The 26,217-nt window shown below is 75.9% G+C and carries 27 protein-coding genes; 16 read left to right on the plus strand and 11 right to left on the minus strand.

All coding sequences use genetic code 11. The features are described 5' to 3' along the window. Nucleotides 1–7: 7 nt before the first annotated feature. From A2CP1_RS11390 to A2CP1_RS11400, 3 genes are all read right to left on the minus strand, one after another. On the minus strand, nt 8–541 hold the full coding sequence (locus A2CP1_RS11390) for an anti-sigma factor family protein (protein ID WP_012633438.1): 534 nt from the start codon (nt 539–541) through the stop codon (nt 8–10). Further along, nucleotides 538–1,128, minus strand: coding sequence for an RNA polymerase sigma factor (locus tag A2CP1_RS11395; RefSeq protein ID WP_012633439.1), 591 nt, complete (start codon nt 1,126–1,128; stop codon nt 538–540). The genes A2CP1_RS11390 and A2CP1_RS11395 overlap by 4 nt, the downstream gene beginning before the upstream one ends. Before the next feature lie 192 nt (nt 1,129–1,320). Further along, a complete protein-coding gene (locus A2CP1_RS11400) occupies nt 1,321–2,610 on the minus strand; it encodes an ArsB/NhaD family transporter (RefSeq protein ID WP_012633440.1) in 1,290 nt (429 codons plus the stop codon). Between the two features lie 42 nt (nt 2,611–2,652). Here A2CP1_RS11400 and rtcA point away from each other — a divergent pair, with 42 nt between their 5' ends. Continuing rightward, nucleotides 2,653–3,768: an RNA 3'-terminal phosphate cyclase gene (gene rtcA / locus A2CP1_RS11405; RefSeq protein WP_012633441.1), complete on the plus strand. Its 1,116-nt coding sequence runs from the start codon at nt 2,653–2,655 to the stop codon at nt 3,766–3,768. 4 nt (nt 3,769–3,772) lie between these two features. Here the strand turns inward: rtcA and A2CP1_RS11410 are convergent, their stop codons facing one another. Further along, nucleotides 3,773–4,717, minus strand: a complete 945-nt coding sequence (locus A2CP1_RS11410) for a magnesium transporter CorA family protein (RefSeq protein ID WP_012633442.1) — start codon at nt 4,715–4,717, stop codon at nt 3,773–3,775. A 67-nt stretch (nt 4,718–4,784) separates the two neighbouring features. On the opposite strand from A2CP1_RS11410, the gene A2CP1_RS11415 reads away from it, so the two are divergent. From A2CP1_RS11415 to A2CP1_RS11445, 7 genes are all read left to right on the plus strand, one after another. Then, on the plus strand, nt 4,785–5,186 hold the full coding sequence (locus tag A2CP1_RS11415; protein WP_012633443.1) for a hypothetical protein: 402 nt from the start codon (nt 4,785–4,787) through the stop codon (nt 5,184–5,186). Between the two features lie 53 nt (nt 5,187–5,239). Further along, nucleotides 5,240–6,325, plus strand: coding sequence for an Mrp/NBP35 family ATP-binding protein (locus tag A2CP1_RS11420; protein WP_012633444.1), 1,086 nt, complete (start codon nt 5,240–5,242; stop codon nt 6,323–6,325). A 14-nt stretch (nt 6,326–6,339) separates the two neighbouring features. Next, entirely contained in the window at nt 6,340–6,828 is a 489-nt protein-coding gene (locus A2CP1_RS11425; protein WP_012633445.1) for a hypothetical protein, read from the plus strand. After that, nucleotides 6,825–7,169 (plus strand): hypothetical protein, encoded by a 345-nt coding sequence (locus A2CP1_RS11430; RefSeq protein ID WP_012633446.1) that lies wholly within the window; start codon nt 6,825–6,827, stop codon nt 7,167–7,169. The genes A2CP1_RS11425 and A2CP1_RS11430 overlap by 4 nt, the downstream gene beginning before the upstream one ends. A gap of 77 nt (nt 7,170–7,246) precedes the next feature. Next, nucleotides 7,247–7,816 (plus strand): protein-tyrosine phosphatase family protein, encoded by a 570-nt coding sequence (locus A2CP1_RS11435; RefSeq protein ID WP_012633447.1) that lies wholly within the window; start codon nt 7,247–7,249, stop codon nt 7,814–7,816. After that, nucleotides 7,813–9,579: a hypothetical protein gene (locus tag A2CP1_RS11440; RefSeq protein ID WP_012633448.1), complete on the plus strand. Its 1,767-nt coding sequence runs from the start codon at nt 7,813–7,815 to the stop codon at nt 9,577–9,579. Before A2CP1_RS11435 ends, A2CP1_RS11440 begins: the two co-directional genes overlap by 4 nt. Before the next feature lie 203 nt (nt 9,580–9,782). Continuing rightward, the gene (locus A2CP1_RS11445; protein ID WP_012633449.1) at nt 9,783–10,346 is read left to right on the plus strand and encodes an outer membrane beta-barrel protein; all 564 of its coding nucleotides are present in this window, start codon (nt 9,783–9,785) and stop codon (nt 10,344–10,346) included. A 105-nt stretch (nt 10,347–10,451) separates the two neighbouring features. Here A2CP1_RS11445 and A2CP1_RS11450 read toward each other — a convergent pair whose 3' ends face one another. Next, nucleotides 10,452–12,572 carry a PAS domain-containing sensor histidine kinase gene (locus A2CP1_RS11450; protein WP_245529763.1) on the minus strand — a complete coding sequence of 707 codons (2,121 nt, stop codon included), beginning with the start codon at nt 12,570–12,572 and terminating at the stop codon, nt 10,452–10,454. Nucleotides 12,573–12,779: 207 nt separating this feature from the next. Between A2CP1_RS11450 and A2CP1_RS11455 the strand changes: the two genes are divergently transcribed. The 4 genes from A2CP1_RS11455 to A2CP1_RS11470 all read left to right on the plus strand — a co-directional run bounded on the left by A2CP1_RS11455 (nt 12,780) and on the right by A2CP1_RS11470 (nt 16,901). After that, nucleotides 12,780–13,637, plus strand: coding sequence for a 3-hydroxyacyl-CoA dehydrogenase family protein (locus A2CP1_RS11455; RefSeq protein WP_012633451.1), 858 nt, complete (start codon nt 12,780–12,782; stop codon nt 13,635–13,637). Nucleotides 13,638–13,649: 12 nt separating this feature from the next. After that, nucleotides 13,650–14,432: an enoyl-CoA hydratase-related protein gene (locus tag A2CP1_RS11460; RefSeq protein WP_012633452.1), complete on the plus strand. Its 783-nt coding sequence runs from the start codon at nt 13,650–13,652 to the stop codon at nt 14,430–14,432. A gap of 73 nt (nt 14,433–14,505) precedes the next feature. Next, nucleotides 14,506–15,648, plus strand: a complete 1,143-nt coding sequence (locus tag A2CP1_RS11465) for an acyl-CoA dehydrogenase (RefSeq protein WP_012633453.1) — start codon at nt 14,506–14,508, stop codon at nt 15,646–15,648. Nucleotides 15,649–15,731: 83 nt separating this feature from the next. Further along, complete coding sequence (locus A2CP1_RS11470) at nt 15,732–16,901, plus strand: acyl-CoA dehydrogenase family protein (RefSeq protein ID WP_012633454.1); 1,170 nt, start codon at nt 15,732–15,734, stop codon at nt 16,899–16,901. A gap of 20 nt (nt 16,902–16,921) precedes the next feature. Here A2CP1_RS11470 and ribA read toward each other — a convergent pair whose 3' ends face one another. Continuing rightward, nucleotides 16,922–17,596 carry a GTP cyclohydrolase II gene (gene ribA / locus A2CP1_RS11475; RefSeq protein ID WP_012633455.1) on the minus strand — a complete coding sequence of 225 codons (675 nt, stop codon included), beginning with the start codon at nt 17,594–17,596 and terminating at the stop codon, nt 16,922–16,924. A 168-nt stretch (nt 17,597–17,764) separates the two neighbouring features. Between ribA and A2CP1_RS11480 the strand changes: the two genes are divergently transcribed. The 4 genes from A2CP1_RS11480 to A2CP1_RS11500 all read left to right on the plus strand — a co-directional run bounded on the left by A2CP1_RS11480 (nt 17,765) and on the right by A2CP1_RS11500 (nt 21,489). Beyond that, complete coding sequence (locus tag A2CP1_RS11480) at nt 17,765–18,412, plus strand: helix-turn-helix domain-containing protein (protein WP_012633456.1); 648 nt, start codon at nt 17,765–17,767, stop codon at nt 18,410–18,412. Between the two features lie 306 nt (nt 18,413–18,718). Next, nucleotides 18,719–18,955, plus strand: a complete 237-nt coding sequence (locus A2CP1_RS11485; protein ID WP_012633457.1) for a hypothetical protein — start codon at nt 18,719–18,721, stop codon at nt 18,953–18,955. Nucleotides 18,956–19,356: 401 nt separating this feature from the next. Next, nucleotides 19,357–20,763, plus strand: coding sequence for a cytochrome c3 family protein (locus A2CP1_RS11495; protein ID WP_012633459.1), 1,407 nt, complete (start codon nt 19,357–19,359; stop codon nt 20,761–20,763). Between the two features lie 78 nt (nt 20,764–20,841). Continuing rightward, nucleotides 20,842–21,489 carry a hypothetical protein gene (locus A2CP1_RS11500; protein ID WP_012633460.1) on the plus strand — a complete coding sequence of 216 codons (648 nt, stop codon included), beginning with the start codon at nt 20,842–20,844 and terminating at the stop codon, nt 21,487–21,489. A gap of 8 nt (nt 21,490–21,497) precedes the next feature. Here the strand turns inward: A2CP1_RS11500 and A2CP1_RS11505 are convergent, their stop codons facing one another. From A2CP1_RS11505 to era, 5 genes are all read right to left on the minus strand, one after another. After that, the gene (locus tag A2CP1_RS11505) at nt 21,498–21,896 is read right to left on the minus strand and encodes a (deoxy)nucleoside triphosphate pyrophosphohydrolase (RefSeq protein WP_012633461.1); all 399 of its coding nucleotides are present in this window, start codon (nt 21,894–21,896) and stop codon (nt 21,498–21,500) included. Further along, on the minus strand, nt 21,893–22,984 hold the full coding sequence (locus tag A2CP1_RS11510) for an outer membrane protein assembly factor BamB family protein (protein WP_012633462.1): 1,092 nt from the start codon (nt 22,982–22,984) through the stop codon (nt 21,893–21,895). The genes A2CP1_RS11505 and A2CP1_RS11510 overlap by 4 nt, the downstream gene beginning before the upstream one ends. Further along, complete coding sequence (locus A2CP1_RS11515; protein WP_012633463.1) at nt 22,981–23,712, minus strand: tetratricopeptide repeat protein; 732 nt, start codon at nt 23,710–23,712, stop codon at nt 22,981–22,983. The genes A2CP1_RS11510 and A2CP1_RS11515 overlap by 4 nt, the downstream gene beginning before the upstream one ends. 112 nt (nt 23,713–23,824) lie before the next feature. Further along, nucleotides 23,825–25,222, minus strand: coding sequence for a ribosome biogenesis GTPase Der (gene der / locus A2CP1_RS11520; RefSeq protein ID WP_012633464.1), 1,398 nt, complete (start codon nt 25,220–25,222; stop codon nt 23,825–23,827). After that, nucleotides 25,219–26,151: a GTPase Era gene (gene era / locus A2CP1_RS11525; protein WP_012633465.1), complete on the minus strand. Its 933-nt coding sequence runs from the start codon at nt 26,149–26,151 to the stop codon at nt 25,219–25,221. Before era ends, der begins: the two co-directional genes overlap by 4 nt. Nucleotides 26,152–26,217 lie beyond the last annotated feature (66 nt).

Consider the following 26,217-nt stretch of genomic DNA (forward strand, 5'->3'; position numbering starts at 1 on the left):
GCTCCGGTCAGGCGAGCTCTGCGCGCGCCGAGGGGATGAGGCGCGAGAGCGCGAACAGCAGCGGGACGGCGAGGACGGCGCACGCGAGCGCGAGCTGGAAGCGGAGCGCCGACAGCAGCGTGGCGGCCAGGCCGGCGCCGAGCCGCAGCGCCTCGCCGGCCGAGCCGAGGCCGCCGGCGAGCCGGCTGGCGGCGGGCGCCCAGGTGCCGGCCCCGGCGGCCACCACGGTGACGCCGATCGCGACGAGCACGGCGGCGAGGATGGCGACGGCGAAGCGCCGCTCGCGCCGGACCGCGTGCTCGCGGGCGTCGATGCGGGAGAGCACGCCGGCGGTGAAGTCGCGCGGCAGCTCCGGGAGCTCGAGGGCGCCGAGCGCCTCGCCCAGCGCGTCGCCGAGCACGCGGTACGACTCGGTGAGCGCCTGGCACTCCGGGCAGCCGCCGGCGTGCGCCAGGACCTCGTCCGCCTCGGCCTCGAGCAGCATCCCGTCCATCAGGCGCTGCGCCTGCGCGTCGGTGAGGTGTCCGGTGAAGGTCGTCATGGCGTGATCTCCGGGGCGCTCGCGTCGAGGGTCGCCTTGAGCCGCGCGCGGGCGCGGTGCAGCCAGGTCATCACGGTGCCGATGGGGACGTCCATGGCGGCGGCGATCTCCTTGTAGGAGAGGTGCTCCACGTGAAAGAGGTGCACGACCTCGCGGTAGTTCGCCGGCAGGGCCGCGACCGCGGCCTCGATCGTGCGCGCCAGCTCGCGGCGCTCCAGCGCGTCGTCGCCGCGGGGCGCGTCCGGGTCGGCGAGGTCGCGCGGCGCGCCGTCCTCCGGGTCCGCGTCCAGCTCGACCCGCTGCGCCTGCGGCAGGCGCCGGCGGAGCACGTCGAGGCAGTGGTTGCGGGCGATGCGCAGCAGCCAGGGCGCGAACGGCTGCGAGGCATCGAACGCGGCCAGGCTCGCGTAGGCGCGCGCGAACGCCTCCTGGGCGGCGTCCTGCGCCTCGTCCTGGTCCCGCAGCAGCCGGACGCAGAGGGCGAACACCGTGCGCTTGTGCAGGTCCACCAGCCGTGAGAAGGCCTGCCGGTCGCCTCGCGCGGCCGCCCGCGTCCACGCGGCCTCGCCGGACAGTGAGGGACCCAACGAGCGCTCCTCTGCGGGACAGGTGAGCGCGAAAGCTAGATCGGGGAGTGCGGCCACCGCAACCATGCAGAACCCTACGGAGAACGGCGGGTCCTATTTCGGCGGAGCGGCCGATCTCACGCTCCGTCCCGCCCTGCCTGGGGTGCTTCCCGGGAGGCGTCAAAAGCCGCTGTCATCCCAACGAGTTGAAGGCTACCCGATCAGCCCGAGCCGGTGCTCCAGGAGCAGGATCCCGAGCCCGGCGGCCACCGTCGCGGCCGTGATCACCGCGCCCGCGCGGAAGAAGCGCCAGAAGCCGATGCGGCCGCGCGCGCCGGCCAGCTCGAGGACGATGACGTTCGCGACCGAGCCGACGATGGTCAGGTTGCCCGCCAGCGTGGCGCACAGCGCGGTGGCGAGCCAGAGCAGGGTGGGATCGGCGAGCCGGGGGATCCACTCGCCGGCCAGGATCACGAACGGCACGTTCGAGACCACCTGCGACGCCGCGATCGAGAACAGGCCGAACACCGCCGACTGGCGCGCCGGATCCGCCCCGAGCAGCGGGGCCACCGCCTGGTACATCCGCTCGGTCACGCCGGCCCGCCCGATGCCCGCCACCACCACGAACAGCCCGGCGAAGAACACGAGCAGCGGCCAGTCCACCCGCTGCAGCGCCTCCCGCGGCGCGCGCCCGGCCACCGCCATGCAGAGCGCCGCCGCGAACAGCGCGGTCCAGGCGAGCTCGAGGCCGAGCAGGAACCCCGCCACCGCCACCGCCAGCGCGCCGAGCGCCTTCGCGAGCAGCGCCCGGTCCACCTCGGGCGCCGCCGGCCGGCCGCCGGTGAGCGCGCCGCGGGGCAGGACGCGGCGGAACAGCGCGTGGAGCAGCGCGGCCACCAGCAGGAGCGAGGCGAGCGCCGGGAGCGCCAGCGCCGCGGCGAAGCGGCCGTAGCCGATGCCCGAGAGCGTCCCGACGATCATGTTCTGCGGGTTGCCGGTGAGCGTGGCCGCCGAGCCCGCGTTCGACCCGAACGCGACCGCCAGCAGGTACGGCAGCGGCGGCAGGTCCGCGTCGTCCACCATCCGCAGCACGAGCGGGGTCATCATCAGGCAGACGGTGTCGTTCACGAGCAGCGCCGAGAGCGCACCGGCGGTGAACACCACGCCCCAGAGGAGCGTCCGCGGCGTCCCGGCCGCGCGCAGCACCCTCCAGCTGGCCCACCGAAAGAACCCCGCCTCCCCCAGGTAGGCGGTCAGGACCATCATCCCGAGGAGCAGGCCCAGCGTCTCGCCGTTCACCGCCGCGCCGCCCTCCGCCGGCGTGAGCACGCCCAGCGCGACCATCAGGACGGCGCCGAGCAGGGCGGCCGCGGGGCGATCCACCGAGAGATAGGGGAAGCGTCCCGCGGCGACGGCCACGTAGGTGAGGGCGAACACGGCGACGGCGGCGATCACCCGCGCCTTGTAGCACGCCCCGGGGAGGGGGCGGCCGGCCCAGCCCACGCACCGCTTAACGCCGCGGCGTCGCCGGACTACATTGCGCCGATGCCGGCGGATCTCCCCATCGTGCTGGACGGCAGCGCCGGCGAGGGCGGCGGCCAGATCCTGCGCACCGCGCTCGCGCTGTCGGCGGTCACCGGGCGGCCGTTCACCATCGAGCGCATCCGCGAGCACCGGCTCAAGCCGGGGCTGCGCCCGCAGCACCGCGAGGCGGCGCGCGCCACCGCCCGGATCGTGGAGGCGGAGCTCGCGGGCGACGAGGTCGGCTCGAGCGCGCTCGAGTTCCGGCCGCGCCACGCGCCGCGCGCGGGCGACTGGGCCTTCGACATCGGGACCGCCGGCTCGACGCCGCTCCTGTTCCAGACGGTGTGCTGGCCGCTGGCGCTGGCCGGCGCACCCTCCACGCTCACCCTGCGCGGCGGGACGCACCAGGACCACGCGCCCACGTTCCACTACCTGGCGCTGGTGTGGGCGCCGGCGGTGGCGCGGCTCGGGTTCCGGTTCGGGCTGGAGCTGCAGGCGGCCGGGTTCTACCCCGAGGGCGGCGGCGAGATGACCGCCCGCATCGAGCCGGCGCACCCGATGCCGCCGCTCGACGTGCGCCACCGCGGCACGCTGCAGGACGTCGAGGTGGTGTCGATGGTGGGCGGGCTCGGCTTCGAGATCGCCGAGCGGCAGGCGGCGCGCGCGCTGCGCGGCCTGCGCGACGCGGGCATCCCCGCGGAGGCCGAGCGGGTGCCGGTGCCCTCGCGCGCCTCGCGGGGCGGGCACGTGCTCCTGGTCTCCACGTTCGAGCGGACCCGCACCGGGCACGGCGCGGTCAGCGCGCGCGAGCGGTCGCCGGAGGAGGTCGCGGACCTGGCGGTGGAGGGGCTGCGCGACCACCTCCGCGGCGGCGCCGCGGTCGACCTGCACCTCGGCGATCAGCTGCTCCTGCCGGCCGCGCTGGCCGCGGCCGGGATCCTGCCCGCCGCCCCCGGCGTCGTGCCGGTGACGCGCTACAGCGTGGCCACGATCACGCGGCACCTCACCACCAACGCCGAGGTGATCCGCCGGTTCCTCGACGTGGAGATCGCGGTGGACGGCGGCGAGGGTCAGGAGGGCGAGGTGCGGGTCCAGCCGCCCGGCGCCCGGGGCGACGTGGTGCCGATCGGACGCTGAGCGGCTACAGCCAGCGCTTCCGCCGGAACACCCCGTACATCGCGACCGGCATCACCACCATCGACAGGAGCACCAGCGGCACCGCGAGGCGCGGTGGCAGGATGTCGAGGTTCATGCCGAAGAACGTGCCGATGAAGTTGAGGGGCAGGAAGATGGTCGAGATGAGCGTGAGGCGCGTCATCACCGAGGAGAGCCGGTTGTTCGTGGACGAGAGGTAGGCGTCCATCGCGGACGCGAGCAGGTCGCGCCCGGTGTCGATCTCCTCGGTGAGCCGGACGGCGTGGTCCACCACGTCGCGGAAGTAGATGGCGGTCTGGTCGCGCACCAGCGCCTGCCCGGGCCGCGCCAGCGCCGCGAACACCTCGCGCTGCGGGGCGAAGCGCTTGCGGAGCAGCACGTGCTGCCGCCGCGCCGTCAGGATGCGGTCGAGCAGCTCCTGGTCGCTCTCGTCCCGCCGCTCCGCCAGCACCGACTCGGCCAGCTCCTCCACGTCCGCGGTGAGCGCGTCCACCAGCGTGAAGTGGGCGTCGGTGATGGCGTCGTGGACCAGGTACAGCGCGAAGTCCACGCCGCGCGCGAGCAGCTCGGGCTCGGTGGCGCACCGCTCGAACACCCGGTCCACCTCGGCGATGCGGGCGGCGTGCACGGTGACCAGCGCCTCGGCGGTGAGGAACGCGTCCACCTCGTGGGTGAGGAGCTCGGAGTCGTCCGGCGCGGGCGAGATGCGGTGGACCACCGTGAACAGGTTGTCCGTGTACTGCTCCAGCTTGACGCGCTGGTCCTCGTGCGCCGCGTCCTCGAGCGCGAGCGGGTGGAAGCGGAACCGCGCCGCCAGGAACGCCATGTTCTCGGCGGTGGGCGCGAGGTCGATCCACACCGGCGCCCCGGGGCCGGCCAGCTCCTCGCCGCCCGACCGCACCTGCCCGCCCTCGACCCGGAGCACCCGCATCCGCGGAGCGTATCACCGGGCTCGCGCGGCGTGGCGCGCCCGCGGCCGGGGTGATATCGGTCGGCCCGTGCCGTCCCGCTGGCTCCTCCCGCTGTGCGTCGCCGCCGCGCTCTCCTGCGCCGGTCCCGGCGCCCGCGCCCCCGCGCCTCCCCCGGCCGGCCTCGACGAGGCCGCCGCCCGCGAGGTGTTGCGGCGCTTCGCCGACGCGCTCCGCCAGGAGCGCTGGCCGGACGCGCACGCGCTCCTCTCCGCGCGCTGGCAGGGGGCGTACACCCCGGCGCGCCTCGCCACCGACGCCGGCGGCGCCGGGCCGGCCGGGAGGGAGGCGGCCGAGCGGGTGCGCGCGCTGCTCGGCCAGGGGGCGTCGCTCCGCGACGTGGGGGGCGCCCGCGTCCTGGACGTGGGCGGCGGACGGCGCGCGGTGCTGGTCGCCGAGGGCGGGCGCTGGCGCGTGGACGCGCTGGAGTGAGCGGCGCCCCTTGAGATTGAGAAGCCGAGGGCAGACCGCTATAAAGGCCGACCATGCCGCTCGACAACGCCGCCGCGCTCGAAGCCCTGAAGAAGGTCATGGACCCGGAGCTTCACCGGGACCTCGTCTCCCTCGGGATGGTCAAGGATCTCTCGGTGGACGGCGACGCCGTGCGCCTGAAGGTGGAGCTCACCACCCCGGCCTGTCCGCTGAAGGACACCATCGGACGCGACGTGGAGGGGGCGCTCCGGCGCGCCGGCTTCGCGCGGGTCGAGATCCACTGGGGCGCGCAGGTCCGCTCCGCGCCCGGCGTGGCGCAGTCGTCGCTCACCCCCGGGGTGAAGAACATCATCCTGGTGGGCGCCGGGAAGGGCGGCGTGGGCAAGAGCACCGTCGCCATCAACCTCGCGGTGGGCCTCGCCCGCCAGGGCGCCAAGGTCGGCATCCTCGACGCCGACATCTACGGGCCCTCGGTGCCGATCCTCACCGGCCTCGACCAGAAGCCCACCTCGCGCGACGGGCAGAAGCTCGATCCGCTCGAGGCGCACGGCATCAAGGTCATGTCGATCGGCTTCCTCATCGACCCGGAGCAGGCGCTGATCTGGCGCGGCCCGATGGTCACCGGCGCGCTGGTGCAGCTGCTGCGCGACGTGAACTGGGGCGAGCTGGACTACCTCGTGCTCGACCTGCCGCCGGGCACCGGCGACGTCCCGCTCACGCTCGCCCAGAACGTGCGCGCGGCCGGCGTGGTGCTGGTCTCGACGCCGCAGGACGTGGCGCTCGCCGACGTGATCCGCGCCAAGCTCATGTTCGACAAGGTCTCCATCCCGGTGCTCGGCCTGGTGGAGAACATGTCCGCGTTCGTGTGCCCGCACTGCCGCCACGAGACGGCCATCTTCGACAAGGGCGGCGCGCAGGCCGCGGCGGAGAAGATGGGCGTCCGCTTCCTGGGCGCGGTGCCCATCGACCTCGCCATCCGCGAGGGCGGCGACAAGGGCGTCCCGGTGGTCGCGGGCGCGCCCGACAGCCCGCAGGCCGAGGCGTTCCTGAGCGTGGCCCGCAACGTGGCCGGCGCGGTCAGCACGCAGGTGCTGAAGGCGCCGCGCCTGCCGGTGATCGGCGCGCAGCCGCGCGCCTGACCGAGGAGGGCGCCGTGGAGGGGCGGCCGTTCGAGGACGACGAGGTGCCGGCGGGCGAGCCGGACGACGCGCTCGACGCTCCCGGGCTGGAGCCGGACGCGGCGGCCGGTCCCGGCGTTCGCGGGCTCATCCCCGACACGGTCAAGAAGGCGCTGCTCGCCGGCGTGGGCGCGCTCTTCATGACCGAGGAGGGCGCCCGCCGGATGGCGCGGGACTGGAAGCTGCCGAAGGACGTCATCGCGTTCATCGGGCAGCAGGCGCAGGGCGCCAAGGGCGAGGTCCTGCGCGTGTTCTCCGACGAGGTGCGCCGGTTCCTCGAGTCGGAGGCGGTCCGCCGCGAGTTCCTGAAGGCGCTGTCGTCCATGGCCATCGAGGTGAAGGCGGAGATCCGGCTGAAGCCCTCGGCCGAGGGCGGCGCGCTGCGGCCGGAGGTGAAGGCCGAGGTGAAGGCCGGCCGCCCCGGGCCGTCTCGCCGACGTCGGGCCAGGAAGGACCGGGCGTGACCCGGAAGCCGCTCCTGCGGCTCCTGCTCCTCGTCGGCGCCATCGGCGTCGGCGCCCTCCTGTTCCGGGCCGCGCCGCGCGACGTGGAGCTGGTCTACGACCTGCGCGGCATCCCGGGCGCGACCGGCCTCGAGGTGGAGGTGCGGCGCGGCGCCGAGCTGATGCGCCGCGCGGAGCTGCGCGTGCCCGCCGGGCAGGCGCTCGTGCACCACCCGGTCCGGCTGCCCGACGGTGCGTACCGGCTCGACATCCGCGTCGAGTCCCCGGACGGCGCGGTGGCGATCGAGCGGCCGCTCGAGGTCCGCGAGGCCGGCACGGTCGTCCTGCCGCTCGCCCGCTGAGCGCGCGCGCCGGCGGGCGCTGCCGGGCCTCGGGTACCGCGCGTGCCGCGGCGCGGCGGCGGGTGCAACGTTCCGGGGTGATCGACCTGCACTTCGTCGCGCCCGGCCTGGCGGTCGGGGCCTGCTTCCCGGCCGAGGCCGCGCTGCGGCTCGCCCGCGAGCACGGGATCCAGCGGGTGCTGGACGTTCGCGGCGAGGCCTGCGACGACGCCGAGGCGCTGGGCGCGTGCGGGATCCGGCTGCTGCACCTGCCCACCCGCGACACCTGCGCGGTCTCGCAGGAGCGGCTGCGCGAGGGCGTGGCGTTCGCGTGCGAGGCGCTGGAGCGCGGGGAGCGCGTGCTGGTGCACTGCCAGTACGGCATCGGCCGCAGCGCGCTGGTGGCGCTCTGCGTGCTGGTGGCGCGCGGCGTCCCGCCGCTCGAGGCGCTGGCGCAGGCGAAGGACGCGCGGCCGGTGATCTCGCCCAGCCCCGAGCAGCTGGAGGCGTTCGCGGCGTTCGCCGCGCGCGTGCGGGACGAGGCCGGGGCGGCCTGGCCCGTGCCGACGCTCGAGGCGCTCGGGATCATCGCCTGGCGCCACCTGCACGACGGGCGCGGGGCGGGGCCGGCGCCGGACGCGGCGCGGCAGGCGTCCACGCGGGCGTGAGCGTGCGCTGGTTCGGCGACCGGGAGCGCGAGGCGGAGCCCGGCGCGGCGCTCGCCGCGCTGCGGGCGCGGCTGGCGGGCGTGGCGGCCGCCGCCCCCGGGCCCGAGCGCCACGGCCTGCTCGCCGGCGCGCTGGTGGAGGCCTCGGCGCTGGCGCAGGGGCTGGCCGACGCCGAGCGCGCGGCGGCGGGGGCGGACGACGGCGGCCCGGCCGATCGCGCCGCGCTGGACCTGCTGGCGGCGCTGGCGCGCGCGCTCTGGGCCTCGTGGCGCGCCGGCGGGCGGACGGCGCCGCCCGGGCCGGAGCTGCTCGCGCCCCTCGAGCGGCTGCCGCGCCCCGCCGCGATCCGGCTGCGGCGCGCGGAGGGGCACGCGCTGTACGCGGTCTACCCGGAGTGTCACGCCGCCGCGGCGCGCGCGCTGGCGGGCTCCGACGCAGTGGTCATCGGGATCCGGTCGATCGGGGCCGGCCTCGCCGCGGCGGTGGCCGCCGGCGCCGGGCTGGCGCCGCCGCTCGCCACGGTGCGCCCGGTGGGCCCGCCGTTCCGCCGGGAGGTGCACCTCGGGCCGTCGCTCGCGGCGCGCGTCGCGGCCGCTCGCCGCGGCGTGTTCGCGGTGGCGGACGAGGGGCCGGGGCAGTCGGGGAGCAGCCTCGCCGCCGCGGTCGCCGCGCTGGAGGCGCTCGGCGTCCCTGCGGAGCGGGTGCACCTGTTCCCCAGCCACGCCGGCGGGCCCGGTCCCGAGGCGGGCGCGGAGATCCTCGACCGCTGGGCGCGCGCGGCCCGGCACCACGTGCCGTTCGAGGCGCTCCTGCTCGCGGATCACCCGCTGGCGCTGCACCGGTCGGCCGAGGACGTGCTCGGGCGCGCCGAGGCGCCGCCCGCGGATCTCTCCGCCGGCGGGTGGAGGCGGCACGCGTTCGCGCCCGGAGACCAGAGCGCCTGGCCGCCGTCGCAGGGCTGGCGGGAGCGGCGAAAGTACCTGCTGCGCGCGGGCGGGCGCAGCTGGCTGGCGCGCTTCGCCGGGCTGGGGGCCGCCGGCGAGGCCGCGCTCGCGCGCGCCCGGGCGCTGGCGGGCGCGGGGCTCGGGCCCGCGCCCGCGGCGCTGCGCCATGGCTTCCTGTTCGTGCCCTGGCTGGAGGACGCGGTGCCGCTGCCGGCGGCGCCTCCGCCGCCGCGGGCCGTGCTGCTCGACGCGGCGACCCGCCACCTCGCGTTCATCGCGCGCGCGTTCCCCGCCGCGCCGGACGCCGGCGCCGGGCCGGCCGCGCTGCTCGAGGCCGCGCGTGCGAACGCGCTCGAGGCGCTCGGGGGCGACGCGCGGCGCGGCCTGGACGCGGCGGCGGCGCGGCTGCCGGAGGTGGTGCGGTGGGCGCGGCCGGTGGAGGTGGACGGGACCGCCGACGCCTGGGACTGGCTGGTGCGCCGCGACGGCGCGCTGGTGAAGGCGGACGCGCTCGACCACCACGCCGACCACGGCCTGGCCGGCTGCCAGGACGCGCTGTGGGACGTCGCCGGCGCCGAGCTCGCGCTCGGCCTCACGTCGTCCGAGGGCCAGGCGCTGGCGAAGCGGGTGCGGGCCGCTGCGCCGGGCGCGCCGCCGGGGCTGCTGCCGTTCTACCGGCTGTGCCGCGCGGCGCTGGAGCTGGCGCGCTGGTCGCTCGCCCTGGGCGACGGGGCGCTCGACCCCGCCGAGCGGGTGCGGCGGCAGGGCGCGCGCGCCGCCGCCGAGGGCGCGCTCCGGCGCGCGCTCGGCGCCGCCTGATCGCGCGCGCTGCGGCCTGTTCAGCGCGCCGACAGGGCGCTGTCCGTCCCCCGACGCGTCGGGGGACGCGCGCGCGGTAGATCGCGGCATTCTGGCCGGATCCGTTCCGGCGCGACGGATGCAATACGGGAGGACGCGCCGGCACGGCCCCGTCCGCGGAAGCCGAGCCGACCAGCGTCTCCCAAGAAGGAAGGAAGGTCACCATGAAGAAGCTGCTCATCGTCGTCGCCGCCCTCGTCGGCATGGCCGGTACCGCGCAGGCGCAGGAGCCCGCGCGCAAGTTCGAGATCTCGCCGTACGCCGGCGCCTACCTGGGCCTGGGCGACCAGCGCGACACGCTCAAGGACGCGTTCCTGCTCGGCCTGAAGCTCAAGTACGACGTCCACCCGTACGTCGCGGTGGTCGGCTCGTTCGCGTGGTCGCCCACCGAGGCGAAGCAGTACGGCGACGCCAAGCTCGACCTGTTCCAGTACGACGTCGGCCTGCAGGGCCAGTACCCCGTCGCGATCACCGCCGACTGGACGCTCAAGCCGTTCGTGGGCGTCGGCGTGGGCGCGCGCACCTACGAGTTCCGCGACCTCAACGTGGACTCCGAGACCGACTTCGTCTGGTACAGCGAGCTCGGCGCCAACGTCGAGCGCGGGCCGATCGCCTTCGGTGTCACGGCGCGCGACACCATGAGCGCGTACGACGGGCTCGCGGGGGAGCGCGACTCGACCACCCGCGTCGACCTGCAGCTGGCCGGCCACGTCGGCGTGCGCTTCTAGGCACGGCTCAGGCGGCGGCGCCTTCCCCCCTGCGCCGCAGCCCGGCGCCCGCGCGTTCCAGGGAGCGCGCGGGCGCCGTTTTTTTTCCTCGAACGGACGGCGACGCTACGAGGCGTCGGCCTCGCGCCCGCCGGGCGCGGTCGCGGCGGCGGGGAGGGTGAAGCGGAACCGCGTGCCCCAGCCCACGCGCGAGCGGACGCCGATCTCGCCGCCGTGGGCCTCCACGATCCCCTTCGCGATGGAGAGGCCGATCCCCAGCGCGCCGCCCTCGCGGCGCGGGGCGTCGTCCCGGACCTGGTACAGCCGCTCGAAGATCAGCGCCTGGTGCTCCACCGGGATGCCGGGCCCCCGGTCGGTGACCGAGACCGCCACCCGATCCCCGACCGCCGCGGCGGCGAGGTGGATGGCCGAGCCCGCCGGCGCGTAGCGCTCGGCGTTCCCGAGCAGGTTGACGATCACCTGCAGCACGCGCTCGCGCTGGCCCTGGGCCGGGGGCGTGCCGCGCGCCACCCGCGCCCGGACCCGGAGCCCGCGCTCGGCGAAGCGCGGCGCGAGCGCCACCACCGCCTGCGTGATCACGTCCGCGAGCGGGAACGGCGCGAACGGCTCGGCGGGCCGCGCCAGCTCGTGGCGCGACAGCTCCAGCAGCTCCTCGATGAAGGCGCGCAGCCGCCGGCCGCTGCTCGCCACCACTTGCAGCGCGGTGCGCTGCCGGGGCGCGAGCGGGCCCAGCTTGTCGGCCAGCAGCAGGTCGGCGTAGCCGAGCACCGTCACGAGCGGCGTGCGCAGCTCGTGCGAGACGTTGGCGAGGAAGTTGTCCTTGCGCCGGTCCGCCGCCTCGAGGGCCGTCACCGCGCGGCGCAGCTCCGCGGTGCGCCGCTCGACCTCGCTCTCCAGCCGGGCGCGCTCGTCCCGCAGCGCGCCCACCAGCCGCGCCTTGTCGAGCGCGATCGAGGCCTGCAGCGCGAACGCGTCGATGGCCTCCGGATCGCTGCGCCGGACCCGCGGCGCCGCCACCACCAGCGCCGCGGCGGCCCGCCCCTCGCGCAGGAGCGGGGCCAGGATCACCCGCCGGATGGCGACGAGCCGCGCCAGCCGCCGGAGGTCGAGCGGCGACGCCGCGCCGAGGAGCCCGGCGGCGGCGCGGCGCGGCCGGTCGGTGTGCACGGTCCGGCGCTCCGCCAGGCAGCGCCGGAGCAGCGGCGCCTCCATGGGATCGACGCGGACCGCCGCCAGCGGGGTCCCGAGCGCGTGATCGAGCGCGCGCCGGAGCGACGGCGGGAAGGACAGGAACCGCCACGTGAAGGCGGGCGGGCCGTCCGGCGCGGGGGCGAGGACACCGCAGTGGTAGCCGAGCCGCGCCAGCTCGCGCGCCAGCACGCCGTACACCGCCTCCTCGTCGGTCTCGACGCTGAGGTGCGCGCCCGCGAGGTGCAGCGCCGCGAGCAGCTCGCGCGCCTCCCGCTGCTCGGCGAGCGCGCGCCGCTCGCGGCTCACGTCGCGGGCGATGAGGTGGAGCACCGGACGGCCGTCCAGCTCGATCCGGGCGCTGGTGAGCGCCACCGGCACCGGCTCGCCGCGCCGGCGCCGCAGGCGGGCGTCGTCCACCGAGGCCGTCGCGGTCCCCGAGAGCGCCTCCAGCAGCGCCCCCGCGTCGAGCGCCGGATGCTCCACGAGCCGCCCCAGCGTGAGGCGGCGCAGCTCCTGGCGCCCCCAGCCGGTGAGCTGCGACAGGCGCTGGTTCGCCTCGAGCAGCCGCCCGGTCCCGGCGTCGAGCACCAGGATCGGCTCGCCGGCGGCCTCCTGGTAGACGCGGTACGCGGCACGGCGCCCGGCCGCCTCGCGGCGGTAGCTCTCGCCCGCGAGCCGGCCCGCCGCCAGGCGCGCCACCGCGTCGAGCGCGCGCAGCTCGCCCGCGTCGAGCCGCCCGGCGGCCACCATCCGCAGGAGCACCGCCTCGCCGGGGCCGGCCTGGAGGCGGAAGAACACCGAGGTCGCGGCCGGCGGCTGCACGTGGTCCGGCCAGAGCGCGACGGCCAGCGCCGACTCGCACGGCGCGGTCAGCCGGAACACCCGCGGCGCGGCCAGCAGCGGCCCCGCGGGCAGGTGGCCCGGCGCACCGTCGAGGAGGGTGGCGATCCGCCCCCTGAGGGTGCGCGAGGAGAGGGCAGGTCCCTCGACCGCCAGCGTGACCGCCGGCGCGGCCTCACCGGGCACCACGGCCACGAGCTGGGCCAGGGGAACCCCGGCGGCCCGAGCCGCATCCCGCGCGATCTCCCGGTGGATCCTGAGCATGAAAGCGGCGCGCACCCCGGTTGGGATCTCGCGCTCGGCGCCGGATCGTCACACGCTCGAACGTTCGCTGACAAGCCCGGCATGGTCGCGCCGCGACGGCGCACGGCCGCAGGGCCACACCCGAGCGACGGAGGGAGCATGGGCAGCGGGATCGAGCGGCTGGCGGTGGTGGGCGCGGGGCAGATGGGCTCGGGCATCGCGCAGGTGGCGGCCCAGGCCGGGCTCTCGGTGCAGGTGGCGGACGCCACGCCCGAGCTGGCGCGGCGCGCGGTGGAGCGGCTCGGCGCGGCGCTCGCGAAGGGGGTGGAGAAGGGGAAGCTGGCGGCGGCGGAGCGGGAGGCGGTGCTGGGCCGGATCCGTGCGGTGGACCGGATCGAGGACTGCGCGGGCGCCGACCTCGCCATCGAGGCGGTGGTGGAGCAGGAGGCGGTGAAGGCCGACCTGTTCCGCCGGCTCGACGCGGTGCTCGCGCCGGGCGCCATCCTCGCGTCCAACACCAGCTCGATCTCGATCACCAAGCTCGCCGCCGGGACCCGCCGGCCGGACCGGTTCGTGGGGATGCACTTCATGAACCCGCCGCCGGTGATGCAGCTCATCGAGGTCATCCGCGGACTGCAGACCTCCGACGAGACCTACCAGGCGGTGATGGCGCTCGCGAAGCGCTTCGGGAAGACCACCGTCACCTCCAAGGACTCGCCCGGCTTCATCGTGAACCGGATCCTCATCCCGCTGCTGAACGAGGCCTGCTTCGCGCTGCAGGAGGGCCTCGCCTCGCCGGAGGACATCGACACCGCGGTGAAGCTCGGCCTCAACCACCCGATGGGCCCGCTCACGCTGGCCGACTTCATCGGGCTCGACACCTGCCTGTTCATCGCCGAGGTGCTCCACCGCGAGCTGGGCGACGACAAGTACCGGCCCGCGCCGCTGCTGCGGAGCTACGTGGCGGCGGGCTGGAACGGCCGCAAGAGCGGGCGCGGCTTCTACACCTACGGCTAGCGCGAGGACGCCATGGCCTACGAGAACGTGCTCTGGGAGGTCGCCGACGGGATCGGCACCCTCACCGTGAACCGCCCGAAGCAGCTCAACGCGCTCGACCAGCGCACGCTGCAGGAGCTCGGGGCGGCGCTGGAGGAGGCGGCCCGGGATCCTGCGGTCCGCGCGGTGGTGGTGACCGGCGCCGGCGAGAAGGCGTTCGTGGCCGGCGCCGACATCGCGGCCATGGCGGGGATGGGGCCGTCGGAGGCGCGCGAGTTCGCGGCGCTGGGCCACCGGGTGTTCGCGCAGCTCGAGGCGCTGCCGGTGGTGACGGTCGCGGCGGTGAACGGCTTCGCGCTGGGCGGCGGCTGCGAGCTGACGCTGGCGTGCGACCTCGTCTACGCGAGCGAGCGGGCGAAGTTCGGCCAGCCCGAGGTGAACCTGGGGCTCATCCCGGGGTTCGGCGGGACCCAGCGGCTCACGCGGCGGGTGGGCCTGATGCGCGCGAAGGAGCTGGTGCTCACCGGCGAGAGCGTGGACGCCGCCACCGCGAAGGCCATCGGCCTGGCGCTCGACGTGCTGGCGCCGGCGGCGCTGCTCGACCACGCCCGGGCCAAGGCGCGGGCGGTGGCGTCGCGCGGCCCGGTGGCGGTGGCCCAGGCGAAGAAGGTCATGCAGCAGGGCGCCGACCTGGCGCTCTCCGAGGCGAACGCGCTCGAGCGGCAGGGGTTCGCGGCGCTGTTCGGCGGCGAGGACGCGAAGGAGGGCATGCGCGCGTTCCTGGAGAAGCGCGCGGCGCGCTGGAGCGGGCGTTGACGCACCGTTGACGCAGGGCGCGGTGGCCTGAGACGCTGCGCGCCGAGGCTGCACCTTCCAGAAAGGACGTTCCATGGACATCCAGCTCACCGAGGAGCAGCGCCAGGTCCGGGACCTCTGCCGGGAGTTCGCCGATCGCGAGCTCAAGCCGCACGCGCGGCGCTGGGACCGCGACCACGAGTTCCCCGCCGCCGCCGTGAAGCAGCTCGGCGAGATGGGGCTGATGGGCGTGGCCGTGCCGGCGGAGTGGGGCGGCGCCGGGATGGACAACGTGTCGTACGCGCTCGCGATGGAGGAGATCTCGCGCGGCTGCGCCGGCACCGGCGTCATCATGAGCGTGTCGAACTCGCTCTACTGCGACCCGGTGCTGAAGTACGGCAGCGACGCCCAGCGCAAGGAGTTCCTCGAGCCGTACGCGCGCGGCGAGAAGCTCGGCTGCTTCGCGCTCACCGAGCCCATGAGCGGCTCGGACGCGGCCGAGATGCGCACCGTGGCGGTCCGGCGCGGCGACGAGTACGTGCTCGACGGCACCAAGAACTTCATCACCAACGGGCCGCAGGCCGACGCGGTGCTCGTGTTCGCCATGACCGACAAGGCGAAGCGGCACAAGGGCATCAGCGCCTTCCTGGTGCCGACCGACGCGCGCGGGTTCAGCCGCGGCAAGCCGGACGACAAGGTGGGCATCCGGGCCTCCGGCTCCTGCTCCCTGTTCTTCGAGGGCTGCGCCATCCCGGCCCGCCACCGGCTCGGCGAGGAGGGCGACGGGTTCAAGATCGCCATGGGCACGCTCGACGGCGGCCGGATCGGCATCGCCGGCCAGGCGCTCGGCATCGCGGTGGCGGCGTTCGAGGAGGCGGTGGCCTACGCCAAGGAGCGCAAGGCGTTCGGCCAGCCCATCACCCAGTTCCAGGCCATCCAGTTCATGCTCGCCGACATGGCCACCGAGATCGACGCGGCCCGGCTCCTGGTGCTGCGCGCCGCCTCCGCAAAGGACCGCGGCGTGCGCCACAGCGCCGAGAGCGCCATGGCGAAGCTCTTCGCCTCCGAGATGAGCGAGCGCGTCACCTCGAAGGCGATCCAGATCCACGGCGGCTATGGGTACGTGAAGGAGTTCGACGTGGAGCGCCACTGGCGCGACAGCCGCATCACCGAGATCTACGAGGGCACCAGCGAGATCCAGCGCCTCGTGATCTCCGCCTCGGTGCTGAAGGGCTAGCCGCCGGCACCTCGACCGAGCGCTCCACCGGCGACCCCGCCCAGGGCGGCCCCGCGCCGGGCGGAGCCACACCCGGATCCTGCATGGACTTCGAGCTCGACGACACCCAGCGCGCGATCCAGGACACGGCGCGCGCCTTCGCCCGCGAGGAGGTCGCGCCGGCCGCGGCCGAGAACGACCGGCTGCGGCGCTTCCCGGCGGACCTGATCCGCGGCCTGGGGGAGCTGGGACTGCTGGCGGTGAACGTCCCGGCGGCGTACGGCGGCTCGGAGGCCGGCGCGGTGGCGTACGCGCTCGCGATCATGGAGATCGCGGCGGCCGACTGCGCCACCGCGGTGACCATGGCCGTCACCAACATGGTGGGCGAGCTCATCGCGCGGTTCGGCACCGAGGCGCAGAAGCAGCGCCACCTGCCGCGGCTCGCCGCCGCCGAGGTGCTGGCCGGCGCGTTCGCGCTCTCCGAGCCGCAGGCCGGCAGCGACGCGGGCGCCATGCGCACGCGGGCGGTCCGCCGGGGCGATGGCTGGGTGATCGACGGCGCCAAGCAGTGGATCACGAGCGGCGACGTGGCCGGGGTGCTGGTGGTCTGGGCGCGCACCGGGCCGGCGGAGGCGGGCGGGGGCGGCGGGGTGACCGCGTTCCTGGTCGAGCAGGGCACCCCCGGGCTGCTGGTGGGGCGGCACGAGGACAAGCTCGGGATCCGCGCCAGCTCCACCGTGGCCCTCTCGTTCGACGGGTGCGAGGTACCGGACTCGGCGCGCCTCGGCGAGGTGGGCCAGGGGCTGCGGGTGGCGTTCGCGGCGCTGGACGGCGGCCGCGTCGGGATCGCCTCGCAGGCGACCGGCACCATCCGTGCCGCCCTCGACGCGAGCGTCCGCTACGCGCGGGACCGGCAGGCGTTCGGAGTCCCCATCGCCGAGCACCAGGCGGTCGCGTTCATGCTCGCGGACATGGCGGTGGAGCACGACACGGCGCGGCTGCTGGCGCTCCGCGCGGCGGCGCTCAAGGAGGCCGGGCGGCCGTTCACGCGCGAGGCGTCGATGGCGAAGCTGTGGGCCTCGGAGGCCGCGCAGCGGGCGGTGGGCCGCGCGGTGCAGATCCACGGCGGGGTCGGCTACACCGAGGACTTCCCGGTGGCGCGCTACTTCCGCGACGCGCGGGTGCAGACCATCTACGAGGGCACGAGCGAGATCCAGCGCCTCGTGATCGCGCGGGAGCTCCTGAAGGACGGCGGGGCGCCGGCGCGCGGTTAGGCGCGCCGCGCCGCGGGCGGTCAGGCGGTGCGCGCGGTGCCGTCGTCGTCGGTCTGGATGAGGTGCCCGGTCCGCTCGCGCTTCACCCGCAGGTACTCGACGTTGAACGGGTTGGCCGGGGAGGGCAGCTGGATCCGCCCCCGCACCGGGACGCCGGCCTCGGCCAGCCCGGAGAGCTTCTGCGGGTTGTTCGTGATGAGCTCCACCGAGCGCACGCCCAGCAGGCGAAGCATCTCGGCGGCGACGTCGTAGCGCCGCAGGTCGTCGGGGAACCCGAGCAGCCGGTTCGCCTCGTAGGTGTCGTGCCCCTGGGCCTGAAGCGCGTAGGCGCGGATCTTGTTGCCGAGCCCGATGCCGCGGCCTTCCTGGCGCAGGTACAGGAGCGCGCCGCGGCCGCGGGCCGCGATGAGGTCGAGCGCGCGGTCGAGCTGCGCGCGGCAGTCGCACTTCAGCGAGCCGAGCACCTCGCTGGTGAGGCACTCGGAGTGGACGCGCACCGCGACGGACTCGCCGGCCACGTCGCCCATCACCATGGCCACGTGCTCGACGCCGGTGCGGCGCTCCCGGAACACCACCGCGCGGAACAGGCCGCGCTCCGTCGGCAGCGGGGCCTCCGCATACAGGTCGATGGTCGCGGCGCTCGCCTCGTGGGCCCCGCGCCCCTTGCGGCCGGCGACCGCCACCAGGTTGCTCATCTCGGATGCTCCTCAGGGTCGCGCCCGCGAAGCGGTGCGCCAGCGGGCTGCACATAACGGCCGACGGCGACCCCGGTCAAGCCGAACGCTCTCCCGAAATCGGGGTGCGGCAGGTGCGCGGGTGAGCGCATTGACATCGTCGATTCGCGCGGTTAGGTGACTCGCGCCATGAGTGCCGACCTCTCGTCAGGGGACCTCGCCCGAGCGACGGGGAACACCGTCCGGACCATCCGCTTCTACGAGGAAGAGGGCCTGCTGCGCCCGGCGGAGGTCAGCGACGGCGGGCACCGGCGCTACACCGAGGACGAGCTGGAGCGGCTGCGGCTCATCACCGATCTCCGGGAGCTGGGCCTGGCGCTGGGCGAGATCCGCACGCTGCTCGAGCTGCGCAGCGGGTGCGTCACCGCGGCCGAGTTCGCCATCCGGTTCCAGCAGGTCCTGGCCGGCCACCTGGAGCAGGCGCAGCGCCGGCTCGAGCGCATGCGGCGGGTGAAGAAGGAGCTGCTCGACGCGCTCGCCAGCATCCAGGAGCGGCTGTCGTCGGAGGGCGCCGAGCAGTGCCCGTGCGCCGTCGCCGAGGCCGCGCGCGCGCCGCGCATCGTGAAGGTCCTCGCGCGGCAGGAGGGGTGCTGCAAGCACCCGGAGCACCACCACGTGCACGACGCCGCGATCGAGGCCGCCGCGGCGGCGCGGACGCTCGGCGCCGGGGACGCCCAGGTGCCGCTGCCCGGGCTGGCCGTCGCGGTCCCGCAGCACGACGATCCCGCCGCCGATCCGCAGCTCCGTCCCGCCGCCAAGCGCGGCGCCGGGCTCTGACCGCTCCGCGCGCCGCGATCGGCGCCTCCGCGCCGGGCAGGGCGAAGCGAACTCCCGAGCAGCCACGTCCCAGCTGGCGTCCGCGGAGCATCGCGCGAACGCCGTGCCGCGCCGGCCCGGGCCCCGCGTCTAGTTACCATAATCCATATTATCGGACGTCCTGCGGGATCGCGGGATCCGCTGGATTCGCTGGGCTGCAGCCGTCTTGGTGATCCCGAGGGTCCCGTGCGCGGGCCTCTGCGGTTGCCGCTCCAGCGCGCGCGCCGCACCCTTCACCCGACCCGACGCACACGGAGGATGCCCGCCATGGCGATGCTCTCGAGGACCTCGAGGATCCCGCCGCTCGAGCGTCCGCGCCGTCAGCTGGCGCTCGCCCGCATCGGCACCGCGCTCGCGGCGACGAGCATGGGCGCGCTCGCGCTCGGCGCGGTCGCGGTGGGCGCGCTGGTGATCCGGCGGCTCGCGGTGAAGCGCGCGCGGATCCACCGGCTCGAGATCGACGAGCTCTTCGTGAACGGCCGGCCCTTCCAGCCGCAGGCCTGAGCGCGCCCGTCCGCGGCGCGCCTTCAGTCGAGCGACGCCGCCGCGGCCGGCTCGATCCGCCCCAGGCCCGCCGGCCCGTCGGACCCCGAGCGTCCGTCGGGCCCAGCGGCGCCGTTCGGGCCCATCGGGCCGTCGAACCCGCCGGACAGCTGGGCGGATCGGCCGTCCTTCAGGGAAAGCGACGCGCGGCGCCCGCCGGCGCCCCCGTCGCCGCCGTGTCCGCCCATGCCGCCCCGAGGTTGACTGAAAGTGCGGTAGAACCCCGTGAGGGCACTCCGCTGCGTGGCGAACGGCACCCGCGGCCGAGCGACGCAGGGGCGCTCCGGGCGGCACCCCCGCCACCGCCCGGCGCTAGAGTGGCGCGCGCGCAGCGGATTCCGCGCGGCGCAGGAGCGCGCCCCATGCCCTCGTCCCGTTCCGGAGCCGACTGGCTGCGTCACCCGGTGAGCCTCGCCGGGGCGGCGCTGGCCACGGTCTCCGGCGTCCTGGTGGTGGTGCTGTTCGCCGCCAGCCTGCTCGGCCTGGAGGGCGGCCCGTACCTCGGCATCCTCGCGTACCTGCTGCTCCCCGGGCTGCTGGTGGCGGGCCTGATCCTCGTGCCGGTGGGCGCGGCGCTGGAGCGCCGGCGGCTGGTGCGCCTCGCGGCCCGCGGCGCCGCGGAGCCGCCGCTCCCGGTGATGGACCTGAACCACCCGCGCACCCGGCGGCGCCTGCTGGTGTTCCTCGGCCTCACCACGGTGAACCTCCTGCTGCTGGGCATCGCCTCGTACAAGGGGCTCGAGGTGATGGACTCGCCGGCGTTCTGCGGGTCGTGCCACAGCGTGATGGACCCGGAGGCCTCGGCGCACCGGCGCTCCGCGCACGCGCGGGTCGCGTGCGTCGAGTGCCACATCGGCCCGGGCGCGAGCTGGTTCGTGAAGTCGAAGCTCTCCGGCGCCTGGCAGGTGGTGTCGGTCGCGCTCGACCTCTACCCGCGGCCCATCCCCACGCCGGTCCAGAACCTGCGCCCGGCGCGCGACACCTGCGAGCAGTGCCACTGGCCCACCAAGCTGGTGGGCGACCGGCTGAAGGTGATCACCCGCCACGCCGAGGACGCCGGCAGCACGCCGCTGCGGACCGTGCTGGTGGTCCACGTGGGCGGCGCACAGGGGCTCGGGGCGCGGACTCGCGGCATCCACTGGCACGTGGACCCCGGGGTGCGCATCCGCTACCTCGCCGACGAGAAGCGCGAGACCATCGGGACGGTCGAGCTGACCGGCCCGGACGGCGCACGCGCCACGTTCCGCTCGAAGGCGCCCGCCGGCGAGGCGCGCTGGCGCGAGATGGACTGCGTGGACTGCCACAACCGGCCCACGCACGTGTACCGGTCGCCGGAGGACGAGGTGGACGCGGCGGTGGCGGCGGGGCGCATCGACGCGGCGGCGCTCCCGTTCGCGCGCCGCGAGGCGCTGAAGGCGCTCCGCGCCGGGTACCCGTCCCACGAGGCCGCCCGGGCCGGGATCGCGGCGGCGCTCGGCGCGTTCTACGCCGGCCCGGAGGGCGGCGGCGCGCCACGCGAGGCGGTGGAGCGCGCCGCGAGCGAGCTCGGCGACGCGTGGGCGCGCAACGTGTGGCCCTCGATGCGCATCGCCTGGGGGACCTATCCGTCGCTGCTCGGCCACGAGGCCGCGCCCGGGTGCTTCCGCTGCCACGACGGCGACCACGAGACCGAGGACGGCCGGGCCATCCGCGCGGACTGCGATCTGTGCCACGAGATCCTCGCGCAGGAGGAGAAGGATCCGGCCGTCCTGAAGCTGCTCGCCCCGTGAGAACGTTGGCGCCCAAACGGTCTCGCGGCGCGCGCTTCCGCTCCCGCCGCGGCGGCACGCGTGGTACCTTGGGCCGCCATGCCGATGCCCCGAGCCGTGCTCGCCACCGCGCTCGCCGCCCTGCTCTCCGGGGGCTGTGAGCGCTCACCGCAGCCCGCCGCCGGCTCGCCGGCGCAGCCCGCGCCCGCCGCCGCGACCCCCGCGCCCGCGGCGCCGGTCGAGGCCCCGCCGGCGCCCTCCCCCGGCGCAGCCGTCGCGGCCGCGCCCGCGGATGCACCCTCCCCCGCGCAGCCCGGCGCCGCCGCCGACCCCGCCGCCGCGTTCACCGTGCTCCGCGACCCGGTCGCGCTGGAGCCCGGCGGCGCGGCGTTGCCGCTCGCGCTCCAGGCCGAGACGGTGGTGGACGCCGGCGCGCACTTCCGGCTCGACCTCGCGGTCGCCAGCGCCGACGCCCGGCTGGCCCTGCTCGACGCGAACGACGCGGCGGTGGCCGCGGCCGGCACGCACGAGGTGGGCACCACCACGCGCCTGACCCTCTCGCCCTCCGAGCCGCTGCGGCCGGGCAGCCGCTACACGCTGCGCCTCGACGGCGCCGCCACCCGCGAGTTCCACGACGCGGCTGGCAAGGCCTACGCGCCGGCCGGCCTCAGCGTGCTGGTCGCCGGCACGCCGCCGCCGCCCGAGCCGAAGCCGCAGCCCGCGAAGCGCAAGCGCCGGGCGCGGTGACGGGCGCGTCAGGGCGCCGAGCGGCGCTCGAGCTCGCCCAGCACGGCCCGGTCCGCCTCGAGGAAGTCGTAGCCGGCCAGCGTGCCCGCCGGCGCCCAGGCGATCTCGGCCACGCCGAGCGCGCACGGCACCTGGTCCGAGGCGAGCGCGCCGGCGTAGAACGCCAGCTCGACCTCGAGCTCCGGGTAACGGTGCTCGTGCCGGAGCAGGAGCGCGCCCACGGTGAGCTCGCAGCCCAGCTCCTCGCGGATCTCGCGCCGGAGCGCGTCGGGCTCGGACTCGCCGGCCTCGACCTTGCCGCCGGGGAACTCCCACTGGCCGCGCAGGCCGTCGCGGTCGGGACGGCGGGTGACGAGGATGGCGTCGCCCCGCCGGACGACGGCCGCGACGACGCGGATCCGCTTCACCGCAGGTCGAGCGCGAGCAGGTCGCCGCCGTTGGAGAGCACGTACACGCGCTCGCCGCCGACGCCCGGCGTGGAGGAGATGCCGGTGCCGGGGTCGAGCACGCGCAGCGTGCGCCCGCTCGACGCCTCCAGGAACCGGAGCCCGCCCTGGCCGGCGGGCACGAGCACCCACGGCCCGGCGATCACCGGCGCGCCGCCGCCGGGCGCGCCGCCCAGCGGCGCCGTCCAGAGGACGTGGCCGGCGGCCGGATCGAGCGCGTGGACCGAGCTGGAGGTGACCGCGATCACGGCCCCGCGCCCGAGCACGAGCCGCGCCGCGCCGGGGGCGCGGAAGGCCCAGACCGGATCGCCGGTGGCCGCGTCCATCGCCAGCACCGCGCCGGAGAACGCGGTCGCGTACAGGTGCTTCCCGTCGAGCTGGATCGCGTCCACGTCGAGGTAGTCGCCGGCGGGGGCCACGGTACGCTCCCACCGCGTCGCGCCGTTCGCCACGTCGAGCGCCGCGACCCATCCGTCGGAGTAGCCGGCCCACACCGTGCCGCCGCGGGCGACCGGCCAGGCGGCGCCACGGACCGTGAACCCGGCGCGCGCCTCGCGCCGGTGGTGCCACTTCCAGGCGCCGGTCTTCGCGTCCACCGCGAACAGCGTGTCCTGCAGGCTCATCACGAAGACGGTGCCGTCCGCGACGGCAGGGCGCGTGCCCAGCTCCTCCTTCGCGTCGTAGCGCCACAGCTCCTTGCCGGTGGCCGTCGCCAGCGCGTAGAGCCGCCCGTCGGTGCACCCGACGTAGGCGACGCCGTGGTCGATGGCCGGCGGCGCCCAGAAGCTCCCCGCGGTGCGGAGCTCCCAGGCCACCGAGCCGTCCGGCCGGAGCGCGTGGACCCAGCCGTCGCGCGTGCCGAACACGGCGTACCCGGTCTCCGGGTCCACCGCCACGCCGCCCGGCTCGAGCGGGCGCGACTCCATCGCCTGCGGCCCGACCACCGGGCGCATCCAGGCGATGCGGTACAGGTCCAGCGGGCCGGCCGGCAGGCGCGACGACACGCCCGGCGCCGCCGCCAGCGCGAGCGCCAGCGCGAGCGCCGTCACTCCTTGCCACCCAGCCGCGCGAGCCGCTCGGATGCCTCGGGCGTGAGCAGCGAGTCCTTGTGCTTCTCGGCGAAGCCGGCCAGCAGCGCCCTGGCCTCGGACGCCTTCCCCGCAGCCGCGAGCACGCGGGCCCGCTCCAGATCGGCGCGGTCGGCCATCTTCGGCGCCTCGGTGGCGAGCCGCTCGTACGCCTGCGCCGCGCCGGCGAGATCGCCCTTCGCCTCCCGGACCAGGCCGACGCCCTCCAGCGCGCCGAAGCGGAACGAGTCGTCGGCGGGGGCGTCCTTCAGGTAGCGCTCGTAGGACGCGAGCGCGGCGTCCCAGTCGCCCAGCTTGTAGTGCGCGTCGCCGCGGGCCAGCTCGGCCACCAGCGCCGGGCCGGTGCCGCCGTGCGCCGCGATCACCTTGTCGGCCTCGGCGATCACCGCGCGCTGCTTGGCCTCCTGCGTCGGGAAGAACGGCCCGGGCACGCCGGGGAGCGGCACGCTCGAGACCTCGCCGCCCATGGCCGCGAGCAGGGCCGAGGCGGCCGCGCCGGCGGTCTGCTCGCGCTGCGCGCGCAGCGCCGAGACGGCCGCCACGATCACCAGCGCCGCCACCACCGCGCCGCCCGCGATGACGAGGTGCTTCTTCCGGGAGGCGGCCCAGCTCGCGGCCTGCGTGGCCGCCACCTGGAACTTGTCCGGCTCCTTCATGTCCTTCCGGGTGATCACGGTGTCCTTCGACATGGCGCCTCTCGGGTGCGTGCTCGGCGAAAATGTGAGGAAAACCGGGCCAATCTAGGCGGCTACCCGGGGGGCGTCAAGCGAAAGCCCGCCCCGCCGGGCCGGCCCGACCGCCCTACTCGCGGGGCCGCCGCGGGCGGGCGCGGTGCTGGCGCTCCTTGAACACCAGGCGCATCGGCACCTCCAGCCCGAACGCGGCGCGGAACCGGTTCTCGATGTAGCGGCGGTAGTGGTCGGTCAGGCCATCCGGGTGGTTGGCCTGGATGACGAACGTGGGCGGGGCGTAGGCCACCTGGGCGACGTAGTAGAGCTTCACCCGGCGCCCGCGGGCGATGGGGGCCGGGTGCTCGTCCTGCAGCGCCTCGAGCAGCTCGTTGAGCTGCGGCGTGGGGAACCGGGCCCGGTACTGCTCCACCAGGCGCGCGGCCTTCTCCAGCACGCGGTGCACGCCGCGCCGCTCCTTCGCGGAGACGAACAGCATCGGCGCGAAGCCCACGAACGGCAGGCGCTTGGTGAGCTCCTTGCGGTACCAGTCCTGCGTGGCGCCCTCGCGCTCGGCGATGTCCCACTTGTTCACCACGATGACCAGCGCCTTGCCCTTCTCCGCCACCAGGCCGAGGAGCCGAGCGTCCTGCTCGACGCCGGCCTCGGTCGCGTCGAGGAGGCACGCCACCACCTCGGCCTGATCCATCGCCTTCATGGCGCGGACCACCGAGAAGGACTCGACCTTCTGCGCGATCGAGCGCTTGCGCCGGATCCCGGCGGTGTCGGTGACCACGAAGCGCCGGCCCTTGTGCGCGACCAGCGAGTCGATCGCGTCGCGGGTGGTGCCGGGCACGTCGGAGACCACGAAGCGCTCCTCGCCGAGCAGCGCGTTCACGAACGTGCTCTTGCCCACGTTGGGCCGGCCCACGATGGCGAGCCGGATGTCGCCGACCGGCCGCTCCGCCTCCGAGACCTCCTGCGGCTCGTCGGCCTCCTCCGGCGCCGGCGGGAGCGGCGGGAGCGCGAGCTTCTCGACGATCGCGTCCACCAGCCCGGACACGCCGCGCCCGTGCTCGGCCGAGACGGCGTGCACCTCGCCGAACCCGAGCCCGTAGAACTCGGCCAGCGGCACGTCCTCCTCGGTGCGGGCGGTGTCCACCTTGTTCACCGCGACGAACAGCGGCTTGCCGGCGCGCCGGAGCAGGTCCGCCACGTTGCGATCGAGCGCGGTCAGGCCGTCGCGGCCGTCCACCACCAGCACCACCGCCGAGGCCTCGTCCACCGCGAGCTGGGCCTGCTCGCGCACCTGCGACATGAGGCGGTCGCGCGACTCGGGCTCGAAGCCGCCGGTGTCCACCACCGAGACGGCGCGGCCTTCCCAGATCACGTCGGCGTAGTTGCGGTCGCGGGTCACGCCGGGCACGTCCTCCACGATCGCGACGCGCCGGCCGGCCAGCCGGTTGAACAGCGTGGACTTCCCGACGTTCGGGCGGCCCACCAGCGCCACCACGGGGCGGGGGGCCGTCACAGCCCGAACCTCTTCAGCGCGCCCTCGCGCTCGCTCCAGCGCTCGTCCACCTTCACGGTCAGCGACAGGAACACCTTGCACCCGAGCAGCCGCTCCAGCCCCTCGCGCGCGCGCGTGCCGATCTTCTTCAGCATCGCGCCCTGCTTGCCGATCACGATCGCCTTCTGCGAGTCGCGCTCGACCACCACGAGCGCCGAGATGCGGACCAGCCCGCCGCGCTCGCGCCGGCCGGACTCGTCGAACTCCTCCACCTCGACCGCGGCCGCGTACGGGATCTCCTGGCGCGTCTGCAGCATCACCTGCTCGCGCACGTACTCCGCCGCCAGCGCGCGCTCCGCCTGGTCGGTGAGCACGTCGGCCGGGAACAGCGGGGCCTCGGACTCGGGCAGCCGCCGGATGAGCGCCTGCACCAGGGTGTCCACGTTCTCGCCCGTGAGCGCCGAGAACGGGACGATGTCGGCCCAGTCGTGCAGCCCGCGGTAGGCGTCGATGACCGGCAGCAGCGTGGCGCGGGGCGCGCGGTCCATCTTGTTGACGCCCAGCACCGCCGGCTTCCGCGCGCGCCGGACCTCGTCGATCGCCCAGCGGGTGGACTCGCCCACCTCGACGCGACCCTCGGGGCCGGTGCCGGCCTCGATGAGCATGAGCACCGCGTCCACCTCCGACAGCGTGGACAGCGCGGTCTCGACCATGCGCCGGTTGAGCGCGCCCTTGGCCTTGTGCAGGCCGGGGGTGTCGAAGAACGCCACCTGCGCGCCCGGGACGTTGTGGACGCCCAGGATGCGGGTGCGGGTGGTCTGCGGGCGGGGGCTGACGATGGCCACGTGCTCGCCGAGCACGCGGTTCAGCAGCGTGGACTTCCCCACGTTCGGCCGGCCGACGATGGCGACGAAGCCGGCGCGGAACGGGGTCTTCTTCTTGCTGGCCATGGAGGTGATCGCGCCCGCGCCCGTCCGCTCGAGGCGGAGGGGGCGCGGGCGCCCGGGTTCCTTCGT

Source organism: Anaeromyxobacter dehalogenans 2CP-1, assembly GCF_000022145.1.
Classification (GTDB): Bacteria; Myxococcota; Myxococcia; order Myxococcales; family Anaeromyxobacteraceae; genus Anaeromyxobacter; species Anaeromyxobacter dehalogenans.